Below are 14,991 nucleotides of genomic sequence, written 5' to 3'. Positions count from 1 at the left end.
AACTGAGCGGAGAGCGGCGTCGATCAGTGACCGATCAGCTTGACCATAAAGAAGGCGCCGACCAGCAGGACCAGGAACAGGACGGTGAACAGGGCCAGCCGCTTTTCGACGATCGCCAGCATGGGCGGCCCCCAGCGCTTGAGCACGAAGGCCACCAGGAAGAAGCGGGCGCCGCGCGTCAGCACGCACAGGGCGATGAACAGCGCCAGATTGAACTGGAAGATGCCCGAGGCGATGGTGATCAGCTTGAACGGGATCGGCGTCAGCCCCTTGATCAGGATGACCCAGGCGCCGTGCTGCTGGAACAGGGCCTTGGACGCCTCGAACGCATCCGCCTTGCCCAGCAGGGCCAGCATCCACATGCCGACCGGCTCCAGGAAGTAGCCGATGGCGTAGCCCAGGATCCCGCCCAACACCGAAGCGATGGTGCAGACCGTGGCGTAGAAATAGGCGCGGTCCGGCCTGGCCAGCACCATGGGCGCCAGCATGACGTCCGGCGGAATCGGGAAGAAGGAGCTTTCGGCGAAGGAAACGACGGCCAACGAGCGCGTGGCGTGACGGTGGCGGGCCAGAGAGAAGACCCAGTCGTAGAGCTTGCGAAGCATTCAGGCGTCCCGATCGAGGCCCCCGCCTCTCATCCCCCGCCCGATAGCAGGCCGCGCGAACGGGGGCGAGAGGCGATGCATCGACTGCGACACCGGAACGTGTGCCGTTTCAACCCACAGCCGCCTTGCGCCCGATACCGCCCCGCCAGTAGGTTCCGCCCCAATCAGCGGCCGCGCCATGTCGGCCTGAGCCGCGTCAAACCATAAGAGAGAGGAGACGCGTCATGCAGGACGCCGCCAAACTCGACCAGGAAAACCCCCTCGGCGTCGATGGCTTCGAGTTCGTCGAATTCACCGGCCCCGAGCCCGAAGCGATGATTTCGCGCCTGGAGCTGATGGGCTTCACCCCCACCCATGTGAACCCGGCCAACGGCGTGGTGCGCCTGAAGCAGGGCGACATCACCATGCTGGTCCACCGCACGCCCGCCGGGCAGGCGGCGGACTTCGCCAAGGACCACGGCCCATCTGCCAACGGCATGGCCTTCCGCGTCGCCGACGCCAAGGCCGCCTATGAGGGCGCGCTGGCGCGCGGCGCCCGCAAGGCCGAAGGCACGGGCGGCGGCGCCCTGGCCGGCGACTACCCCTATGTGCTGCAGGGCATCGGCGGCAGCCTGCTGTACGTCATCGACCAGTACGGCGAGAAGGGCTCGCTGTATGACGCCTGGGACGAGATCGAGGGCTGGGAAGAGGCCGAGCGCAAGAACTCCGTGGGTCTGGAGATCCTGGACCACCTGACCCACAACGTCCGTCGCGGCGAGATGCGCACCTGGTCGGGTTTCTACAGCTCGGTGTTCAACTTCGAGGAGCAGAAGTATTTCGACATCAAGGGCAAGGCGACGGGTCTGTTCTCCCAGGCCATGATCGCGCCCGACCGCGCCATCCGCATCCCGCTGAACGAGAGCCAGGACGAGAATTCCCAGATCGAGGAATTCATCCGCCGCTATAACGGCGAAGGCATCCAGCACATCGCCCTGACCACCGAGAACATCTTCGAGACGGTCGAGGCCATGCGCGAACGCGGCGTCGACTTCCAGGACACCATCGAGACCTATTTCGAGCTGATCGACAAACGCCTGCCGGGTCACGGCGAGGACGTGGAGCGGATGCGCAAGAACCGCATCCTGATCGACGGTTCGGACGAGGAAGGCCTGCTGCTGCAGATCTTCACCCAGGACACCTTCGGCCCGATCTTCTTCGAGATCATCCAGCGCAAGGGCAATGAAGGCTTCGGCAACGGCAACTTCCAGGCCCTGTTCGACTCGATCGAGCTGGACCAGATCCGTCGCGGCGTCATCAAGGTCGACGCCTGAATGCGGTTTCGGCCTCCGCACTGGCTGCCTTGGCTCGGCCCGCTTCTGGCGGCCGGGGCCGGGGCGCTGGCGGGCGAGTACTGGCTGGGGGGCGGCTTCTGGATGGTTCTGGCCGCCGCCCTGGTCTGCGGCTTCGCCCCCATCCTGGCCCACCGCCTGTGGCGACGCCTGCATCATAAACGCTAGACCAAGGCGGAGGGGTTTCGGCGATTGACGTCGCCCCTCCGGCTCGTCTGCCATCGCGGCCGATCCGCCTCCCTCGCGAAGCGGAGGAAAAGAATGAATGGGGAGCTTGAAATGAAATCCATCGCCTTGGCCGTCGCAGCGGCCGCCGCCTTGCTGGCCTGCCCGGCCATCGCTCAGGATGCGCCGCAATGGTCGCTCGCCATCCACGGCGGCGCGGGCGTGATCGAGCGCGCCCAGCTGAGCCCCGAACGCGACGCCGCCTATCGCGCAGGCCTGGAGGCCGCACTGGACGCCGGATCGGCCGTGCTGGCGCGCGGCGGCTCGTCGCTGGACGCCGTTCAGGCCGCCATCGAGGTGATGGAGGAGAACCCCCTGTTCAACGCCGGGCGCGGCGCCGTCTTCACCTCGGCCGGGAAGAACGAACTGGACGCCGCCGTCATGGACGGAACGGACCTGAACGCCGGGGCCGTCGCGGGCCTGACCCGCACCCGTCACCCGATCGCCGCCGCCCGCGCGGTGATGGAGAAGTCGCCCCACGTCATGCTGATCGGCGAAGGCGCCGAGACCTTCGCCCGCTCGGCCGGGCTGGAGGAGGTGGCGCCGTCCTTCTTCTTCACCGAAAGCCGCTGGCAGGCCCTGCTGAAGGCGCTGCGCGATCGGGGCGAGCCCCTGCCGCCGCGCCCGGAAGGCGCGCCCCCCGAACCGGCCCGCCTGGGCCCGGCGGCGCCGCTGGCCTTCAACCTTCATGAGGCGCCGCTGGACGAGCGCAAATTCGGCACCGTCGGCGCCGTGGCCGTGGACAGCCAGGGCCGCCTGGCCGCCGGCACCTCGACCGGCGGCACCACGGCCAAGCGCTGGGGCCGGGTCGGCGACGTGCCGATCATCGGCGCCGGCACCTACGCCTCCAACGCCGACGGCTGCGCCGTCTCGGCCACCGGCACGGGCGAGTATTTCATCCGCGCCACCGTCGCGCGCGACATCTGCCGTCGCACCGCCGAAGGTGCGACCGTCCAGGCCGCTGCTGACGCGGAAATCGCCGAGGTCGGAAGCATCGGCGGCGACGGCGGCGTCATCGTCATGGGCAAGGACGGCGTCCACGCCTTCTCGATGAACACCTCGGGCATGTATCGCGGCGCCGTCTCATCGACCTCGCCCGCGCGCGTGGCCATCTACGGCGACGAAGCAGGCGCGCGTTGAGACCTAAAGGCGACCATTCCGGCGTCGTCGTGCCGCCGCCGGTGATCTATTTCGCCTTCCTGCTGGGCGGTTGGGGGCTGGGCCAATGGCTGGCCGAGCCCTCGCTGGGTCTGGCGACCGAGGCCCGGCGCGGCGTCGCCCTGGCCTTGATCCTGGGCGGCCTGCTGCTGGACGGAGCGGCGGCGGGCCATTTCCGCCGTCTGGGCACCCCGCCCGAGCCGTGGAAGCCGACGACGGTCCTGGCCACGGGCGGCCTCTACCGCTTCAGCCGCAACCCCATCTATCTGGGGTTCGCCGTCACCTACCTGGGGCTGGCGATCGCCATGGACAGCCCGATCGCCCTGGGCCTGCTGATCCCCTGCCTGATCGTGATCGACCGCTTCGTCATCGCCCGCGAGGAACGCTATCTGTCTGCTCGTTTCGGCGCCGAATACGACGCCTATCGCCAGAAGGTCCGTCGATGGCTGTGAGCCCTGAACCTCCCGCGCCCCATGCCGACGAACTGTCGGAAATGGCCATTGAAGAGCTGGACGCCGCCTGCGGTCTGCGCTGGGTCGAGCTGAAGGCCGTCACGCCCTGGGGCGACACCTATGAGGGCATGGCCCCGTCCGGCCGCGCGGTCGAGATCGAGCGCCGCTACCTGTGGGCGCACGAACCCGCGGGCGCCGTCATCGTCGAGGTCGAGGTCCGCGACCCGGCCCAGCAGACCGGCGCCGAAGCCCGCGCCGTCATCTCGCCCCCGAACAGTTGATCGAACGACGTCAGCCCCCTCATCTCCCCGCTTCCCAATCGCCTCAGCCAAGACTAGCCTCGCCTTATGAAACTCGCCTCGCTCAAGCACGGCCGTGACGGCCGCCTCGTCGTCGTCTCCAACGACCTGAACTGGTTCACGGACGCCTTCCTGATCGCGCCGACGCTGCAGGCGGCGCTGGACGACTGGGAGCGGTGCGAGCCGCTGCTGCGCGCCCTGGCCGAGAGCCTGGAGCACGAAGCCGTGCCGCGCGGCCGCTTCCACGAGCGCGACGCCGCCGCCCCCCTGCCCCGCGCCTATCAGTGGGCGGACGGCTCGGCCTATGTGAACCACGTCGAGCTGGTGCGTAAGGCGCGCGGCGCCGAGATGCCGCAGAGCTTCTGGACCGATCCGCTGATGTATCAGGGCGGCTCCGACGGCTTCCTGTCGCCGCGCGACGCCATCCCGCTGAAGGACGAGGCCTGGGGCTGCGACCTGGAGGCCGAGATCGTGGTCGTGACCGGCGACGTGCCCCTAGGCGCGACGCGCGAAGAGGCCCTGGCGGCGATCCGCCTGGTCGGCCTAGTCAACGACGTCTCGCTTCGCAACCTGATCCCGGCCGAACTGTCCAAGGGCTTCGGCTTCGTCCAGTCCAAACCGGCCAGCGCCCTGTCGCCGGTCTTCGTCACGCCGGACGCCCTGGGCGACCGCTGGACGGACGGCAAGCTGTCGGGCGCCCTGCTGGTTCAGGTCAACGGCCAGGACTTCGGCCGCGCCGACGCGGGCGTCGACATGACCTTCGACTTCGGCACGCTGATCGCCCACCTGGCCAAGACCCGCGCCCTTGGCGCCGGGACGATCATCGGCTCGGGCACGGTGTCGAACAAGGACGCCGACGGCGGCCCCGGCAAGCCGGTGTCCGAAGGCGGCCTGGGCTACAGCTGCATCGCCGAGATCCGCACGGTGGAGACCATCCAAACCGGCGCGGCCAAAACCCCCTTCCTCAAGCACGGCGACACCGTCCGCATCGAGATGCTGGACGACAAGCACCACACCCTGTTCGGCGCCATCGAACAGACGGTGGCGGCGGCCTGAGCGAACGCCGGTCCGTTTTAGCTTGCAGCAAGGTGCGGACCGGCTACCTTCTTCGGTCATCGTGCGGAGAAGGTTGATGAAGAACGGGATTTTTCAGGGCCTGACGGCTGCCGTCTTGAGTTTGACGGCGGCCTCGGCGGCGGCGGCCCAGGACTCTGAAGACTGGGATCTGCTGGTTCAGCCTGAAAACGAGCTGACCGTAGCCTACACCCAATTCGACAATGGCCTTCTGTTGGCCGCCCGATGCCAGCGGGGGATCTATCAAGTCATGGTCGGCGGCCTGCCGACGGCGCCGGAGAGCAAGGACTTCCATAAAGCCAACCGAATTCTCGTCATCGGCATCGGTGACGAAGAGGAGGCGGAGCAACGTTTCCTGCTGGGCGATAATCCCAGCGTCGCCTTTTCAGAACTGCCGGCGCCTCTGGCGCGTCAGATGCGAGAAGGGGGAACAATGACGATTGTGGCGCCCGGAGGCGGCGAAGGCGGTCGAAACCTGCGCTATCTGGTGGAGCTGCCTGCATCCAACGCCGCAATAGATCAGTCTTTAACGGCTTGCGGCCGACCGCTTGTCGATCCGCGCGACCAGCAGTTGGATGAGCTGAAGGATGACGGCCTCCCGGTCAACCTGGCCTGGAAGCGGGTGCCTCAGCCTGAGTATCCCCAAGGTCGGACCTATACGGCGGGGTTTGCTGTCGTCACCTGCCTCAGTCAGGCCGACGGCCGGGTTGATGATTGCGTGGTCGAGACGGAATTTCCGGTCGGCGGCGGCTTCGGCGCGGCCGCCATGCGAGGAACGCGCAAGGGACGGCTGGAAAACCGCGGGGGCGGCGACGGGCCCATTCCGGCCCGGCTGATCGTCTATCGCGTCAACTACACCATGTCCGATTCGGAATTCTCGACGGGCAGCCGCCTCCGTCGCGGCGACGAATGATGCGACACGGTGCGATCTTCGATTGACGGAGGCTTCGCCGCCGCTAGATTGCGCCGCCTTGAGCCTAGCCGTGCCGGTGTGGTGAAATTGGTAGACGCGCCGGACTCAAAATCCGGTTCCGCAAGGAGTGTCGGTTCGAGTCCGACCACCGGCACCAGCTGACTTCAAGGCCCTTCCCCTGCAATTGCTCATTCGGCCGACGCCTTCATTTCGGCCCGTCGCCTTGCTGCAGCGCAAAAAACTTCATCCTCTCAGGGTTGCGTCAGCCTGACGCAGGCCGCATCTGGGTCCGATGAAAAGCCCCCCCTCCGCCGCGATCACGACCCAGCCGTCGCTTCCCGCCAAGGGGCCGAATCTCAAAGGACCTGGCTTCGCCGAATTCGTCTGCCTGATCGCCGTGATGATGGCGCTGAACGCCCTGGCGATCGACGCCATGCTGCCGGCCCTGCCCCACATCGGCCAAGACCTAGGCGTGACCAATGAGAACAGCCGTCAGTGGATCATCACCGCCTATCTGCTGGGCTTCGGCGGGGCGCAGCTGTTCTATGGCCCGCTGTCGGATCGTTACGGACGACGCCCCGTGCTGTTCGCGGGCATCGGCGTCTATGTCGCCTTCAGCGTGCTGGCCGCCTTCGCCCACAGCTTCGACCTGCTGATCCTGTCGCGCGTCGGCATGGGCGTGGGCGCAGCGGCGACGCGGGTGCTGGCCGTCTCCATCGTGCGCGACCGCTATGTCGGGCGGACCATGGCGCGCGTCATGTCTCTGAGCTTCCTGGTCTTCCTGGGCGTGCCGATCATCGCCCCCGCCGTGGGTCAGCTGATCATGCTGGTCGCGCCCTGGCCGTGGATCTTCGGCGTCTTCGCCCTGGCGGGCGGGGCCTTCATGATCTGGGCGGGGCTGCGCCTGCCCGAGACCCTGCACGCCGAAGATCGCATGCCGATCAACATCGGCCGCATCGCCGGCGCCTTCCGCTTCGCCCTGACCCACCGCCAGGGCATGGGCTACACCCTGGCCATGACCGTCATCAGCGGGGCGCTGTTCGGCTTCATCAACTCCTCGCAGCAGATCTTCTTCGACGTGTTCAAGGCGCCGGGCCTCTTCCCGGTGGTCTTCGCCCTGGTGGCGGCGGGCATCGCCGTGGCCTCGATCCTGAATGCGCGTCTGGTCGAGAAACTGGGCTCGCGCCTGATCGCCCACACGGCCCTGATCGGCTTCATCGGTTTCAGCGCCCTGCACGCCCTGATCGCTTACCTGGGCCACGACAGCCTGTGGATGTTCGCCGCCCTGCAAGCCTGCAAGATGTTCTGCTTCGGCTTCATCGCCGGCAATTTCGGCGCCATGGCGATGGAGCCGATGGGCCATATCGCGGGCACGGCCTCCTCGGCCCAGGGCTTCATCTCCTCGATCGGCGGGGCCTTGCTGGGCTTCGCCATCGGCCAGCAGTTCGACGGCTCGACCGTGCCGATGACCATGGGCTTCGTTCTGCTGGGCGTCGCGGCGTTGGCGCTGGTGCTGGCGGCCGAGAAGGGGCGGTTGTTCAAGGCGCATCACCTGCCGCCGCCCGCAGCAAAGGCTTGATCTTTCGGGCGCGAGGGGGCCTTTTCGGGCGCATCTGAATACGGAGCGTTCGATGACCCTGAAGCTGGTCGGGCGGGTTTCCGCCCTCGCCCTCGCCGCCGCCCTCGCCACGTCCCTGGGCGCCTGCGCCACGACCGGAGAGATCACCCCCATGACTCCGCTGGTCCCCGCCGCGCCGGCCCCGGCCCCCGCCACCGACTACGTCAACGACGCCCACTCCTACGCCCGCCCGGCCGAGGCGCGGGTGACGCACGTCGACCTGGACCTGGCCGCCGACTTCGCCGCCAAGACGTTGTCGGGCAAGGCCACGCTGGACGTGACCGGCCGTCCCGGCGCGACCGAGGTGGTGCTGGACGCCAAGATGCTGGACATCAAGGGCGTGACCGACGCTCAGGGCCGCGCCCTGCAATGGAGCCTGGGCGCGTCTGATCCGATCAAGGGCCAGCCCCTGACGGTGCGCATCCCGGCCTTCCAGGGCGGCGAGACGCAGAAGATCGTCATCGACTATTCCACCCGCCCCGACGCCTCGGCCCTGCAGTGGCTCAGCCCGCAACAGACGGCGGGCGGCCAGAAGCCCTATCTGTTCAGCCAGGGCCAGGCGATCCTGACCCGCACCTGGATCCCGACCCAGGACAGCCCGGGCGTCCGCCAGTCCTACACCGCCCGCATCACCGCCCCGGCCGATCTGACCGTGGTCATGTCGGCCGAGCAGCTGACGCCGAAGGGCGAGGCGGCCGGCGCCGGAACCAGGGCCTGGCGCTTCAAGCTGGACAACCCCATCCCGCCCTATCTGATCGCCGTCGCCGTCGGCGACCTGGCCTTCGCCCCGTTCGACGAGCGCACCGGCGTCTGGGCCGAGCCGAGCCAACTTCAGGCCTCGGCGCACGAGCTTCAGCCTACCGCCGAGATGGTGGACGCGGCCGAGGCCCTGTACGGCCCCTACCGCTGGGGCCGCTACGACCTGCTGGTCCTGCCGCCCAGCTTCCCCTTCGGCGGCATGGAGAACCCCATGCTGACCTTCGCCACCCCGACCATCATCGCCGGGGACCGCTCGCTGGTCTCGCTGGTGGCGCACGAACTGGCGCACTCCTGGTCGGGCAACCTGGTGACCAACGCCACCTGGGACGACTTCTGGCTGAACGAGGGCTTCACCTCCTATTTCGAGAACCGGATCATGGAGGCCGTCTACGGCCGCGACGCCGCCGTGCAGGAGCAGGTTCTGGCCTGGGGCGGGCTGCAGGACGAGCTGAAGGCGCTGGCTCCCGCCGACACCCGCCTGCACCTGGAGCTGACCGGGCGCGATCCCGACGACGGCATGAACACCATCGCCTATGACAAGGGCGCCGCCTTCCTGCGGACCATCGAACAGATCGCCGGGCGCGAGGCCTTCGACGCCTGGCTGCGCGGCTATTTCGAGCGCAACGCCTGGCGGCCCATGACGTCGGAACGCTTCCTTGAGGACATCCGTACGCACCTGATCAAGGGCGACGCGGGTCTGGAGCAGAAGCTGCAACTAAACGCCTGGGTCTATGAGCCGGGCCTGCCGTCCAACGTCCAGGCGCCGGTGTCGCACGCCTTCGAGCCGGTCGATGCGGCCGCCCGCGCCTTCTACGTCGCCAAGGGCCCGGCCTCGGCCGTGCCGTGGAAGGACTGGAACACCCAGCAGCGCCTGCGCTTCCTGTCGTGGCGGCCCGAGGGGCTGGCGGCGGGCGCCGACTGGCTGAGCCCCGCCCAGCTGGCCGATCTGGAAAGCACGCTGAAGCTGGACCGCGAAGGCAACGCCGAACTGGTCTTCGCCTGGCTGCAGGCCGCCCTGGCCAACCGCTACGAGCCCGCCGTCGCCACGGCCGACCGCTTCCTGACCAGCCAGGGACGGCGCAAATTCGTCCTGCCGCTGTTCCAGACCCTGTGGGCCGAGGGCGACTGGGGCCGTCCCATCGCCACGCGCATCTACGCCAAGGCCCGCCCGCTGTATCACCCGGTCACGAGCAACTCGGTCGATCAGGTGGTGGGGCGTCCGTAAGATCGCCTAGAGGTTCACCACCTCCGCCCCGTCCTCGCGCGCCAGCCGGCCCGCGAGGATGGAGCGATGGCAGCCGCAGGCGTCAGCTTCGAAGCACAACAGGGCGACGCGCCGTTCGCCCGCCGCATGGCGCAGTTGCTGGAAGGCGGCCTCGGCGTCCGGCTCCTGCATATGGGCGCTGAAGACGGCGCGCATGGTCGCGGCGTCGCCCTTGCGCGCCGCGTCGCGCCCGGCCTTGGGCGTGCCCAGGGCGCGCAGCTGCAGATAATCGAGCCCCTCGGCCTTCAGGCTTTCGCCCAGGACGGTCTTGGAGAAGCCGGCGATGCGCGACGAAGCGACCGCCCGCACGTCGGCGACCAGTTCGACCCCCGCCGCCTTCAGCCGGTCGATGACCTGGGCTTGCGTCGCGCCTTCATAGCCGATGGTGAACAGCTTCATGCGGCGATGATGCGCGCAGGATCGCTTGACGCCAAGCTCGGCTGAGGCTCCCCTGCGCCGCGACTGGAGGCGCTGATGATCCGAACCCTGAAGACCCTGTCCCTGGCCGCCGCCCTGATGCTGGCGGCCGCGCCTGCGGCCTACGCCCAGAACCTGTTGATCCGGGGCGGGCCGATCCACACCGGCGACGAGGCCCGGCCGACCGCCGAGGTGGTGGTCGTGCGCGACGGGCGCATCGCCTATGTCGGCGCGGCGAACCGCGCGCCATCGGCCGAGGGACTGGAGGTGGTGGACCTGAAGGGGGCGGCGCTGTTCCCCGGCTTCACCGACGGCCACGCCCATCTGGACGGCATCGGCTGGCGCGAGACGACGCTGAACCTGGAAGGCTCCGCTTCGGTCGTCGAAGCCATGCAGAGGCTCCGCGCCTGGGCCGAGGCCCATCCCGAGGGCGTCATCGTCGGCCGCGGCTGGATCGAGACCCATTGGCCCGAGAAGCGCTTCCTGACCGCCGCCGATCTGGACGCCGCCGCGCCGGGCCGGATTGTCATGCTGACCCGCGCCGACGGCCATGCGGTGGCCGTGTCCAGCGCGGCGATGAAGGCGGCGGGGATCGACGCCTCGACGCCCTCACCCTCGGGCGGGGACATTCTGAAGAGCCCGGACGGCCGGCCGACGGGCCTGCTGGTCGACGCCTCGGGCGACCTGATCTCGGGCCTGGCGCCGCAAGCCGATGCGGCGGCGACGCGCGCGGCCTATCGCGCGGGCTTCGACGTCTACGCCCGCTACGGCTGGACCGGCATCCACTTCATGAGCGCGCCGTGGAAGGACGTGCCCCTGCTGGAGCAGATGGCGCGCGACGGCGAGGTCACGGCCCGCGTCTACAACAACATCGACATGGGCGACGCGCGCGCCCTGATGGCGGGCGGTCCGCGCGACGCGGGCGACGGCCTGGTCATCACGCGGGCGATCAAATTCTACGCCGACGGCGCCCTGGGCTCGCGCGGGGCCAAGCTGTTCGAGCCCTATTCGGACCGCCCGGACACCACCGGCCTGATGCGAACCTCGCGCGAGGAGGTCATGCCGCTGTATCAAGAGGCGTTGCGCACCGGCGTCCAGATCGCCACCCACGCCATCGGCGATCAAGGCAACCACGACGTCGCCGCCTGGTATGAGGAAGCCCTGCGCGCCGTGCCGAAGGCCGAGTGGAAGCTGGCCGATCCGCGCTGGCGCATCGAGCACGCCCAGATCATCCGCCCCAGCGACTATCACTACTTCGACGAGTTGCCGATCATCGCCTCCATGCAGCCCAGCCACGCCATCGGCGACCTGCATTTCGCCGCCGACCGCCTGGGCGACGCGCGGCTGGACGGGGCCTACGCCTGGCATACGCTGGTGGATCGCGGGGTGATCGTGGTCGGCGGCTCGGACGCGCCGGTCGAGCGGGGCGATCCCCTGATCGAGTTCTACGCCGCCGTGGCGCGGCGCGACCTGAACGGCTTCCAGGGGCCGGACTGGCGCCCGGACGAGGCGGTGGACCGGGCGACCGCGCTGAAGATGTTCACCCTGTGGCCCGCCTACGCCAGCTTCCGCGAGGACGAACTGGGCACCATCGCGGTGGGCAAGCGCGGCGACTTCACCGCCTTCGACATCGACCTGATGACCGTCCCCGCCGCCGACATCCCCAAGGGCCGAGCCGTGCTGACGGTCGTGGGCGGGCGCATCGTCCACCGCGCGGACTGAGGCGGCCGGCTGAAGGGGCTGGCGGATCGGGCGGAATCCCGTCCCTTCTCGTTGCGGGGCGGGGCCGCTTCGGTTAAGCCCCGCCCATGAGATTTTCGCCTCCGGCTGCCCCTTGCGGCCGGGGCTTGGCGTTGGAGCGTCTGAGATGGCTGATTTCGCCCCCGGTCTGGTCACCGTGTTCGGAGGCTCGGGCTTCATCGGAACCCAGGTGGTGCGCGCCCTGGCCCGTCGCGGCTGGCGCGTGCGCGTCGCCGCGCGCAACGCCAAGAGCGCGCCCCTGCTGCACATGGCCGGCGACGTCGGCCAGGTTCAGGTCGTCCGCTGCGACATCACCGACAAGGCGGCGGTGGCCGAGGCCGTGCGCGGCGCCGACGCCGTGATCAACCTGGTCGGCATCCTGTTCGAGACCGGCGGCCGCAAGTTCCAGACCCTGCACGTCGAGGGCGCGACCAATGTCGCCGAGGCGGCCAGGGCGGCGGGCGTCAAGCGCCTGACCCACATCTCGGCCCTGGGCGCCGACGCCAACGGCAAGGCCGACTACGCCCGCACCAAGGGCGAGGCCGAGGCCGCCGTGCGCGCCGCCTTCCCCGGCGCAGTGATCGTGCGCCCGTCGATCGTCTTCGGCTCGGGCGACCAATTCCTGAACCGCTTCGCCGCCATGGCGACCTGGTCGCCGGTCCTGCCGCTAATCGGCGGCGGCCGGACCAGGTTCCAGCCCGTCTACGTCGCCGACGTCGCCGAGGCCGTCGCCCGCGCGACCGTCGCCCGCGGCGCCGAGGGCGAGACCTATGAACTGGGCGGCCCGTCGGTCTGGACCTTCGAGGACATCCTGAAGTTCATCCTGCGCGAGACCAACCGCAGGAACATCCTGCTGCCCCTGCCCTTCCCGGTCGCGCGTCTGATCGGCTCGCTGGCCCAGATCCCGGCCGTGATCGGCCTGGCGCCGGCCCTGACCAAGGATCAGGTCGTGCTGCTGGAGAACGACAACGTCGTGACGCCGGGGGCCAAGGGCCTGGCCGATCTGGGCGTCGAGCCTTCGGGTCTGGAAGCCATCGCGCCGGGCTATCTGTGGCGCTACCGCGAGGGCGGCCAGTACGCCGAAAGCCCCGCCGCCTGATCTCAGATACGGCTCAAGAAAAACCCCTCGGGACCGGCGTCCCGAGGGGTTTTTTAATCACGCTGCATGAGGGCGCTACAGCGCGCCCGTCACGCCCAGGCCGATGATGCCGACGACGCCGACCACGATGCGCCACCAGGCGAAGGGGCCGAAGCCGCGCTTGGACACGAAGTCGAGCAGGAAGCGCACCACGGCCAGGGCCGAGACGAAGGCGGCGATGAAGCCGATGGCGATCAGACCCAGGTCGCTGAAGTCCAGCACGTCGCGGTTCTTGAACAGATCATAGAAGACCGCCGCCCCCATGGTCGGCAGGGCCAGGAAGAAGCTGAACTCGGCCGCCGACCGCTTGTCCGTGCCCAGCAGCAGGCCGCCGGCGATGGTGGCGCCCGAACGCGACACGCCGGGGATCATGGCCAGGCACTGGAACAGGCCGATCAGGAAATAGACGCGGAAGGGATAGCGGTCCGCATCGAGATAGGCCGGAACCTTGCGCATCCGGTCCAGCCACAGCAGCAGCACCCCGCCGATGATCAGGGCGACGCAGATCACCAGCGGCGTCTCGAACAGCACCGTCTTGATGAAGCCGTAGGCCAGGAAGCCGATCACCACCGCCGGCAGGAAGGCGACCAGCAGGCCGATCAGGAAGCGCCGCGCCTCCGGGTCGAAGGGCCAGCGCGTCGCCAGCGTCCACAGCCGCTTGAAATAGACGCTGATGATGGCCAGCAGGGCGCCCAGCTGGATGACGATCTCGAACGTCTTGCCGGTGCTCTCGAAGCCGAGGAAATGCCCCAGCAGCAGCAGGTGGCCGGTGGACGACACCGGAATGAACTCGGTCAACCCTTCGACCAGACCCAGAAGGATCGCCGTCAGCCAGTCCGCCATGAATGCTCCGTCTCGATCTTTACTTCGGGCGCGCTGCGCCCTGCGGCGTCCCGTCTCCTCTCCTTAGCGTCCCCGCCCCGCCGCCGCCATTGGCGCGGGCGCTGTTTTGGGCGACAAGGGCAGGGAAATGACCGCCTCTCCCCTCGACGCCGCCCATGAGACCACGCGCCGGATCACCACCTTGTCGGTGGCGACGGCGGTCCTGCTGATCGTCATGAAGGCCTTCGCCCTGGGGGCGTCCGGTTCGGTCTCCATCTTGGCCAGCCTGGCGGATTCGGCGTTGGACCTGGTGGCGTCGCTGGCGACCTTCTTCGCCGTGCGCTGGGCCGCCGCCCCGCCCGACGACGACCACCGCTATGGTCACGGCAAGGCCGAGGGCCTGGCCTCCCTGGTGCAGGCGGGCATGGTGCTGGCCTCGGGCGTCTTCATCGGCTGGGAGGCGGTGCAGCGCATCTTCGATCCCCGCCCCGTCACCTCGGGCGGCTGGGCCGTGGGCGTGGTCCTCCTATCCATCGCCGTCACGGCGGGTCTTGTGTGGATGCAGACCCAGGCGATGAAGAAGACCGGCTCCCTGGCCGTGGCGGGCGACCGCGCCCACTACGCCGCCGATCTGGCCGCCAATGTGGTGGTGCTGGTCGGAGTGATCTCGGGCGCCTTCCTCCAGGCGCCGGGACTGGACGCGGCGGCGGGCCTGGTGGTCGCGGTCTGGCTGGCCTGGGGCGCCGTCAGCCTGCTGAAGGACGCGGCCGGCCACCTGCTGGACCGGGCCGCCTCGGACGAGGAGCGCGCCGCCATCGTCGCCGCCGTGACCGAGGACGACCGCATAGCCAACGTCCACCAGCTGCGCACCCGCATGGCGGGCCAGGCCCTGATGGTGCAGATGCACGTCGACCTGGACCCCGACCTCAGCCTGAAGGCCGCGCACGACATCATCCTGGACGCCGAGAAGCGGGTGCTGAAGGTCTTTCCCCACGCCGACATCCTGATCCACGCCGACCCGCGCGGCGCGGCCGAACCGCACGGCGGCGCCTTTTCGACGACGCGGCCGGAGACGTCGGACGCCGCCTCGCCCGAAGCGCCCTCGCCGCAAACCGGACCCTGGTCCTGACCCCCTGCGACAATCGCGCGCGGTAAACGGAGCCTTAACGCGCGCGGGCG

General features: G+C 69.0%; 15 protein-coding genes and 1 tRNA gene. 13 read left to right on the top strand and 3 right to left on the bottom strand.

The features are described 5' to 3' along the window. Window positions 1–23: 23 nt before the first annotated feature. Window positions 24–605, bottom strand: coding sequence for a YqaA family protein (locus tag B3D50_RS04375; RefSeq protein WP_286949627.1), 582 nt, complete (start codon window positions 603–605; stop codon window positions 24–26). A 224-nt stretch (window positions 606–829) separates the two neighbouring features. Here B3D50_RS04375 and hppD point away from each other — a divergent pair, with 224 nt between their 5' ends. The 10 genes from hppD (at window position 830) to B3D50_RS04325 (ending at window position 9,656) form a co-directional block, all read left to right on the top strand. Continuing rightward, on the top strand, window positions 830–1,915 hold the full coding sequence (gene hppD / locus B3D50_RS04370; RefSeq protein WP_286949625.1) for a 4-hydroxyphenylpyruvate dioxygenase: 1,086 nt from the start codon (window positions 830–832) through the stop codon (window positions 1,913–1,915). Further along, a complete protein-coding gene (locus B3D50_RS04365) occupies window positions 1,916–2,101 on the top strand; it encodes a hypothetical protein (protein ID WP_003164030.1) in 186 nt (61 codons plus the stop codon). A gap of 111 nt (window positions 2,102–2,212) precedes the next feature. Continuing rightward, the gene (locus tag B3D50_RS04360; protein ID WP_286949622.1) at window positions 2,213–3,298 is read left to right on the top strand and encodes an isoaspartyl peptidase/L-asparaginase family protein; all 1,086 of its coding nucleotides are present in this window, start codon (window positions 2,213–2,215) and stop codon (window positions 3,296–3,298) included. Further along, window positions 3,295–3,768, top strand: coding sequence for a methyltransferase family protein (locus B3D50_RS04355; RefSeq protein ID WP_286949620.1), 474 nt, complete (start codon window positions 3,295–3,297; stop codon window positions 3,766–3,768). Before B3D50_RS04360 ends, B3D50_RS04355 begins: the two co-directional genes overlap by 4 nt. Further along, window positions 3,759–4,049 (top strand): hypothetical protein, encoded by a 291-nt coding sequence (locus B3D50_RS04350; protein WP_286949618.1) that lies wholly within the window; start codon window positions 3,759–3,761, stop codon window positions 4,047–4,049. Before B3D50_RS04355 ends, B3D50_RS04350 begins: the two co-directional genes overlap by 10 nt. Before the next feature lie 66 nt (window positions 4,050–4,115). After that, entirely contained in the window at window positions 4,116–5,123 is a 1,008-nt protein-coding gene (locus B3D50_RS04345; protein ID WP_003164036.1) for a fumarylacetoacetate hydrolase family protein, read from the top strand. 76 nt (window positions 5,124–5,199) lie between these two features. Beyond that, entirely contained in the window at window positions 5,200–6,054 is an 855-nt protein-coding gene (locus tag B3D50_RS04340) for a hypothetical protein (RefSeq protein WP_286949615.1), read from the top strand. A gap of 72 nt (window positions 6,055–6,126) precedes the next feature. Continuing rightward, window positions 6,127–6,211, top strand: a tRNA-Leu gene (locus tag B3D50_RS04335). Window positions 6,212–6,346: 135 nt separating this feature from the next. After that, the gene (locus B3D50_RS04330) at window positions 6,347–7,633 is read left to right on the top strand and encodes a multidrug effflux MFS transporter (RefSeq protein ID WP_286949612.1); all 1,287 of its coding nucleotides are present in this window, start codon (window positions 6,347–6,349) and stop codon (window positions 7,631–7,633) included. A gap of 52 nt (window positions 7,634–7,685) precedes the next feature. Beyond that, entirely contained in the window at window positions 7,686–9,656 is a 1,971-nt protein-coding gene (locus B3D50_RS04325; protein WP_286949610.1) for a M1 family metallopeptidase, read from the top strand. Window positions 9,657–9,662: 6 nt separating this feature from the next. Here B3D50_RS04325 and B3D50_RS04320 read toward each other — a convergent pair whose 3' ends face one another. Next, window positions 9,663–10,094 carry a DUF488 family protein gene (locus tag B3D50_RS04320; protein ID WP_286949607.1) on the bottom strand — a complete coding sequence of 144 codons (432 nt, stop codon included), beginning with the start codon at window positions 10,092–10,094 and terminating at the stop codon, window positions 9,663–9,665. Between the two features lie 75 nt (window positions 10,095–10,169). Between B3D50_RS04320 and B3D50_RS04315 the strand changes: the two genes are divergently transcribed. Together B3D50_RS04315 and B3D50_RS04310 are read left to right on the top strand one after the other, a co-directional pair. Next, window positions 10,170–11,834 carry an amidohydrolase gene (locus B3D50_RS04315; RefSeq protein ID WP_286949604.1) on the top strand — a complete coding sequence of 555 codons (1,665 nt, stop codon included), beginning with the start codon at window positions 10,170–10,172 and terminating at the stop codon, window positions 11,832–11,834. A 145-nt stretch (window positions 11,835–11,979) separates the two neighbouring features. After that, complete coding sequence (locus B3D50_RS04310) at window positions 11,980–12,951, top strand: complex I NDUFA9 subunit family protein (RefSeq protein ID WP_286949602.1); 972 nt, start codon at window positions 11,980–11,982, stop codon at window positions 12,949–12,951. 75 nt (window positions 12,952–13,026) lie between these two features. On the opposite strand, the gene B3D50_RS04305 is transcribed toward B3D50_RS04310, so the two are convergent. Further along, window positions 13,027–13,833, bottom strand: a complete 807-nt coding sequence (locus B3D50_RS04305; protein WP_046654460.1) for an undecaprenyl-diphosphate phosphatase — start codon at window positions 13,831–13,833, stop codon at window positions 13,027–13,029. 127 nt (window positions 13,834–13,960) lie between these two features. Between B3D50_RS04305 and B3D50_RS04300 the strand changes: the two genes are divergently transcribed. Then, window positions 13,961–14,941, top strand: coding sequence for a cation diffusion facilitator family transporter (locus B3D50_RS04300; protein ID WP_286949600.1), 981 nt, complete (start codon window positions 13,961–13,963; stop codon window positions 14,939–14,941). Window positions 14,942–14,991 lie beyond the last annotated feature (50 nt).

Origin of the sequence: Brevundimonas sp. UBA7507, assembly GCF_002478355.1 — a bacterium.
GTDB lineage: Bacteria > Pseudomonadota > Alphaproteobacteria > Caulobacterales > Caulobacteraceae > Brevundimonas > Brevundimonas diminuta_D.
Note: the sequence above shows the minus strand (reverse complement) of the source record. Positions and strands in the feature narration are given on the sequence as shown.

Coding starts and splice junctions, on each gene's coding strand:
- B3D50_RS04320 (WP_286949607.1), bottom strand. CDS start 10,094: ATGAAGCTGTTCACCATCGGCTATGAAGGCGCGACGCAAGCCCAGGTC.
- B3D50_RS04340 (WP_286949615.1), top strand. CDS start 5,200: ATGAAGAACGGGATTTTTCAGGGCCTGACGGCTGCCGTCTTGAGTTTG.
- B3D50_RS04350 (WP_286949618.1), top strand. CDS start 3,759: ATGGCTGTGAGCCCTGAACCTCCCGCGCCCCATGCCGACGAACTGTCG.
- B3D50_RS04305 (WP_046654460.1), bottom strand. CDS start 13,833: ATGGCGGACTGGCTGACGGCGATCCTTCTGGGTCTGGTCGAAGGGTTG.
- B3D50_RS04325 (WP_286949610.1), top strand. CDS start 7,686: ATGACCCTGAAGCTGGTCGGGCGGGTTTCCGCCCTCGCCCTCGCCGCC.
- hppD (WP_286949625.1), top strand. CDS start 830: ATGCAGGACGCCGCCAAACTCGACCAGGAAAACCCCCTCGGCGTCGAT.
- B3D50_RS04330 (WP_286949612.1), top strand. CDS start 6,347: ATGAAAAGCCCCCCCTCCGCCGCGATCACGACCCAGCCGTCGCTTCCC.
- B3D50_RS04300 (WP_286949600.1), top strand. CDS start 13,961: ATGACCGCCTCTCCCCTCGACGCCGCCCATGAGACCACGCGCCGGATC.
- B3D50_RS04315 (WP_286949604.1), top strand. CDS start 10,170: ATGATCCGAACCCTGAAGACCCTGTCCCTGGCCGCCGCCCTGATGCTG.
- B3D50_RS04375 (WP_286949627.1), bottom strand. CDS start 605: ATGCTTCGCAAGCTCTACGACTGGGTCTTCTCTCTGGCCCGCCACCGT.
- B3D50_RS04360 (WP_286949622.1), top strand. CDS start 2,213: ATGAAATCCATCGCCTTGGCCGTCGCAGCGGCCGCCGCCTTGCTGGCC.
- B3D50_RS04365 (WP_003164030.1), top strand. CDS start 1,916: ATGCGGTTTCGGCCTCCGCACTGGCTGCCTTGGCTCGGCCCGCTTCTG.
- B3D50_RS04310 (WP_286949602.1), top strand. CDS start 11,980: ATGGCTGATTTCGCCCCCGGTCTGGTCACCGTGTTCGGAGGCTCGGGC.
- B3D50_RS04345 (WP_003164036.1), top strand. CDS start 4,116: ATGAAACTCGCCTCGCTCAAGCACGGCCGTGACGGCCGCCTCGTCGTC.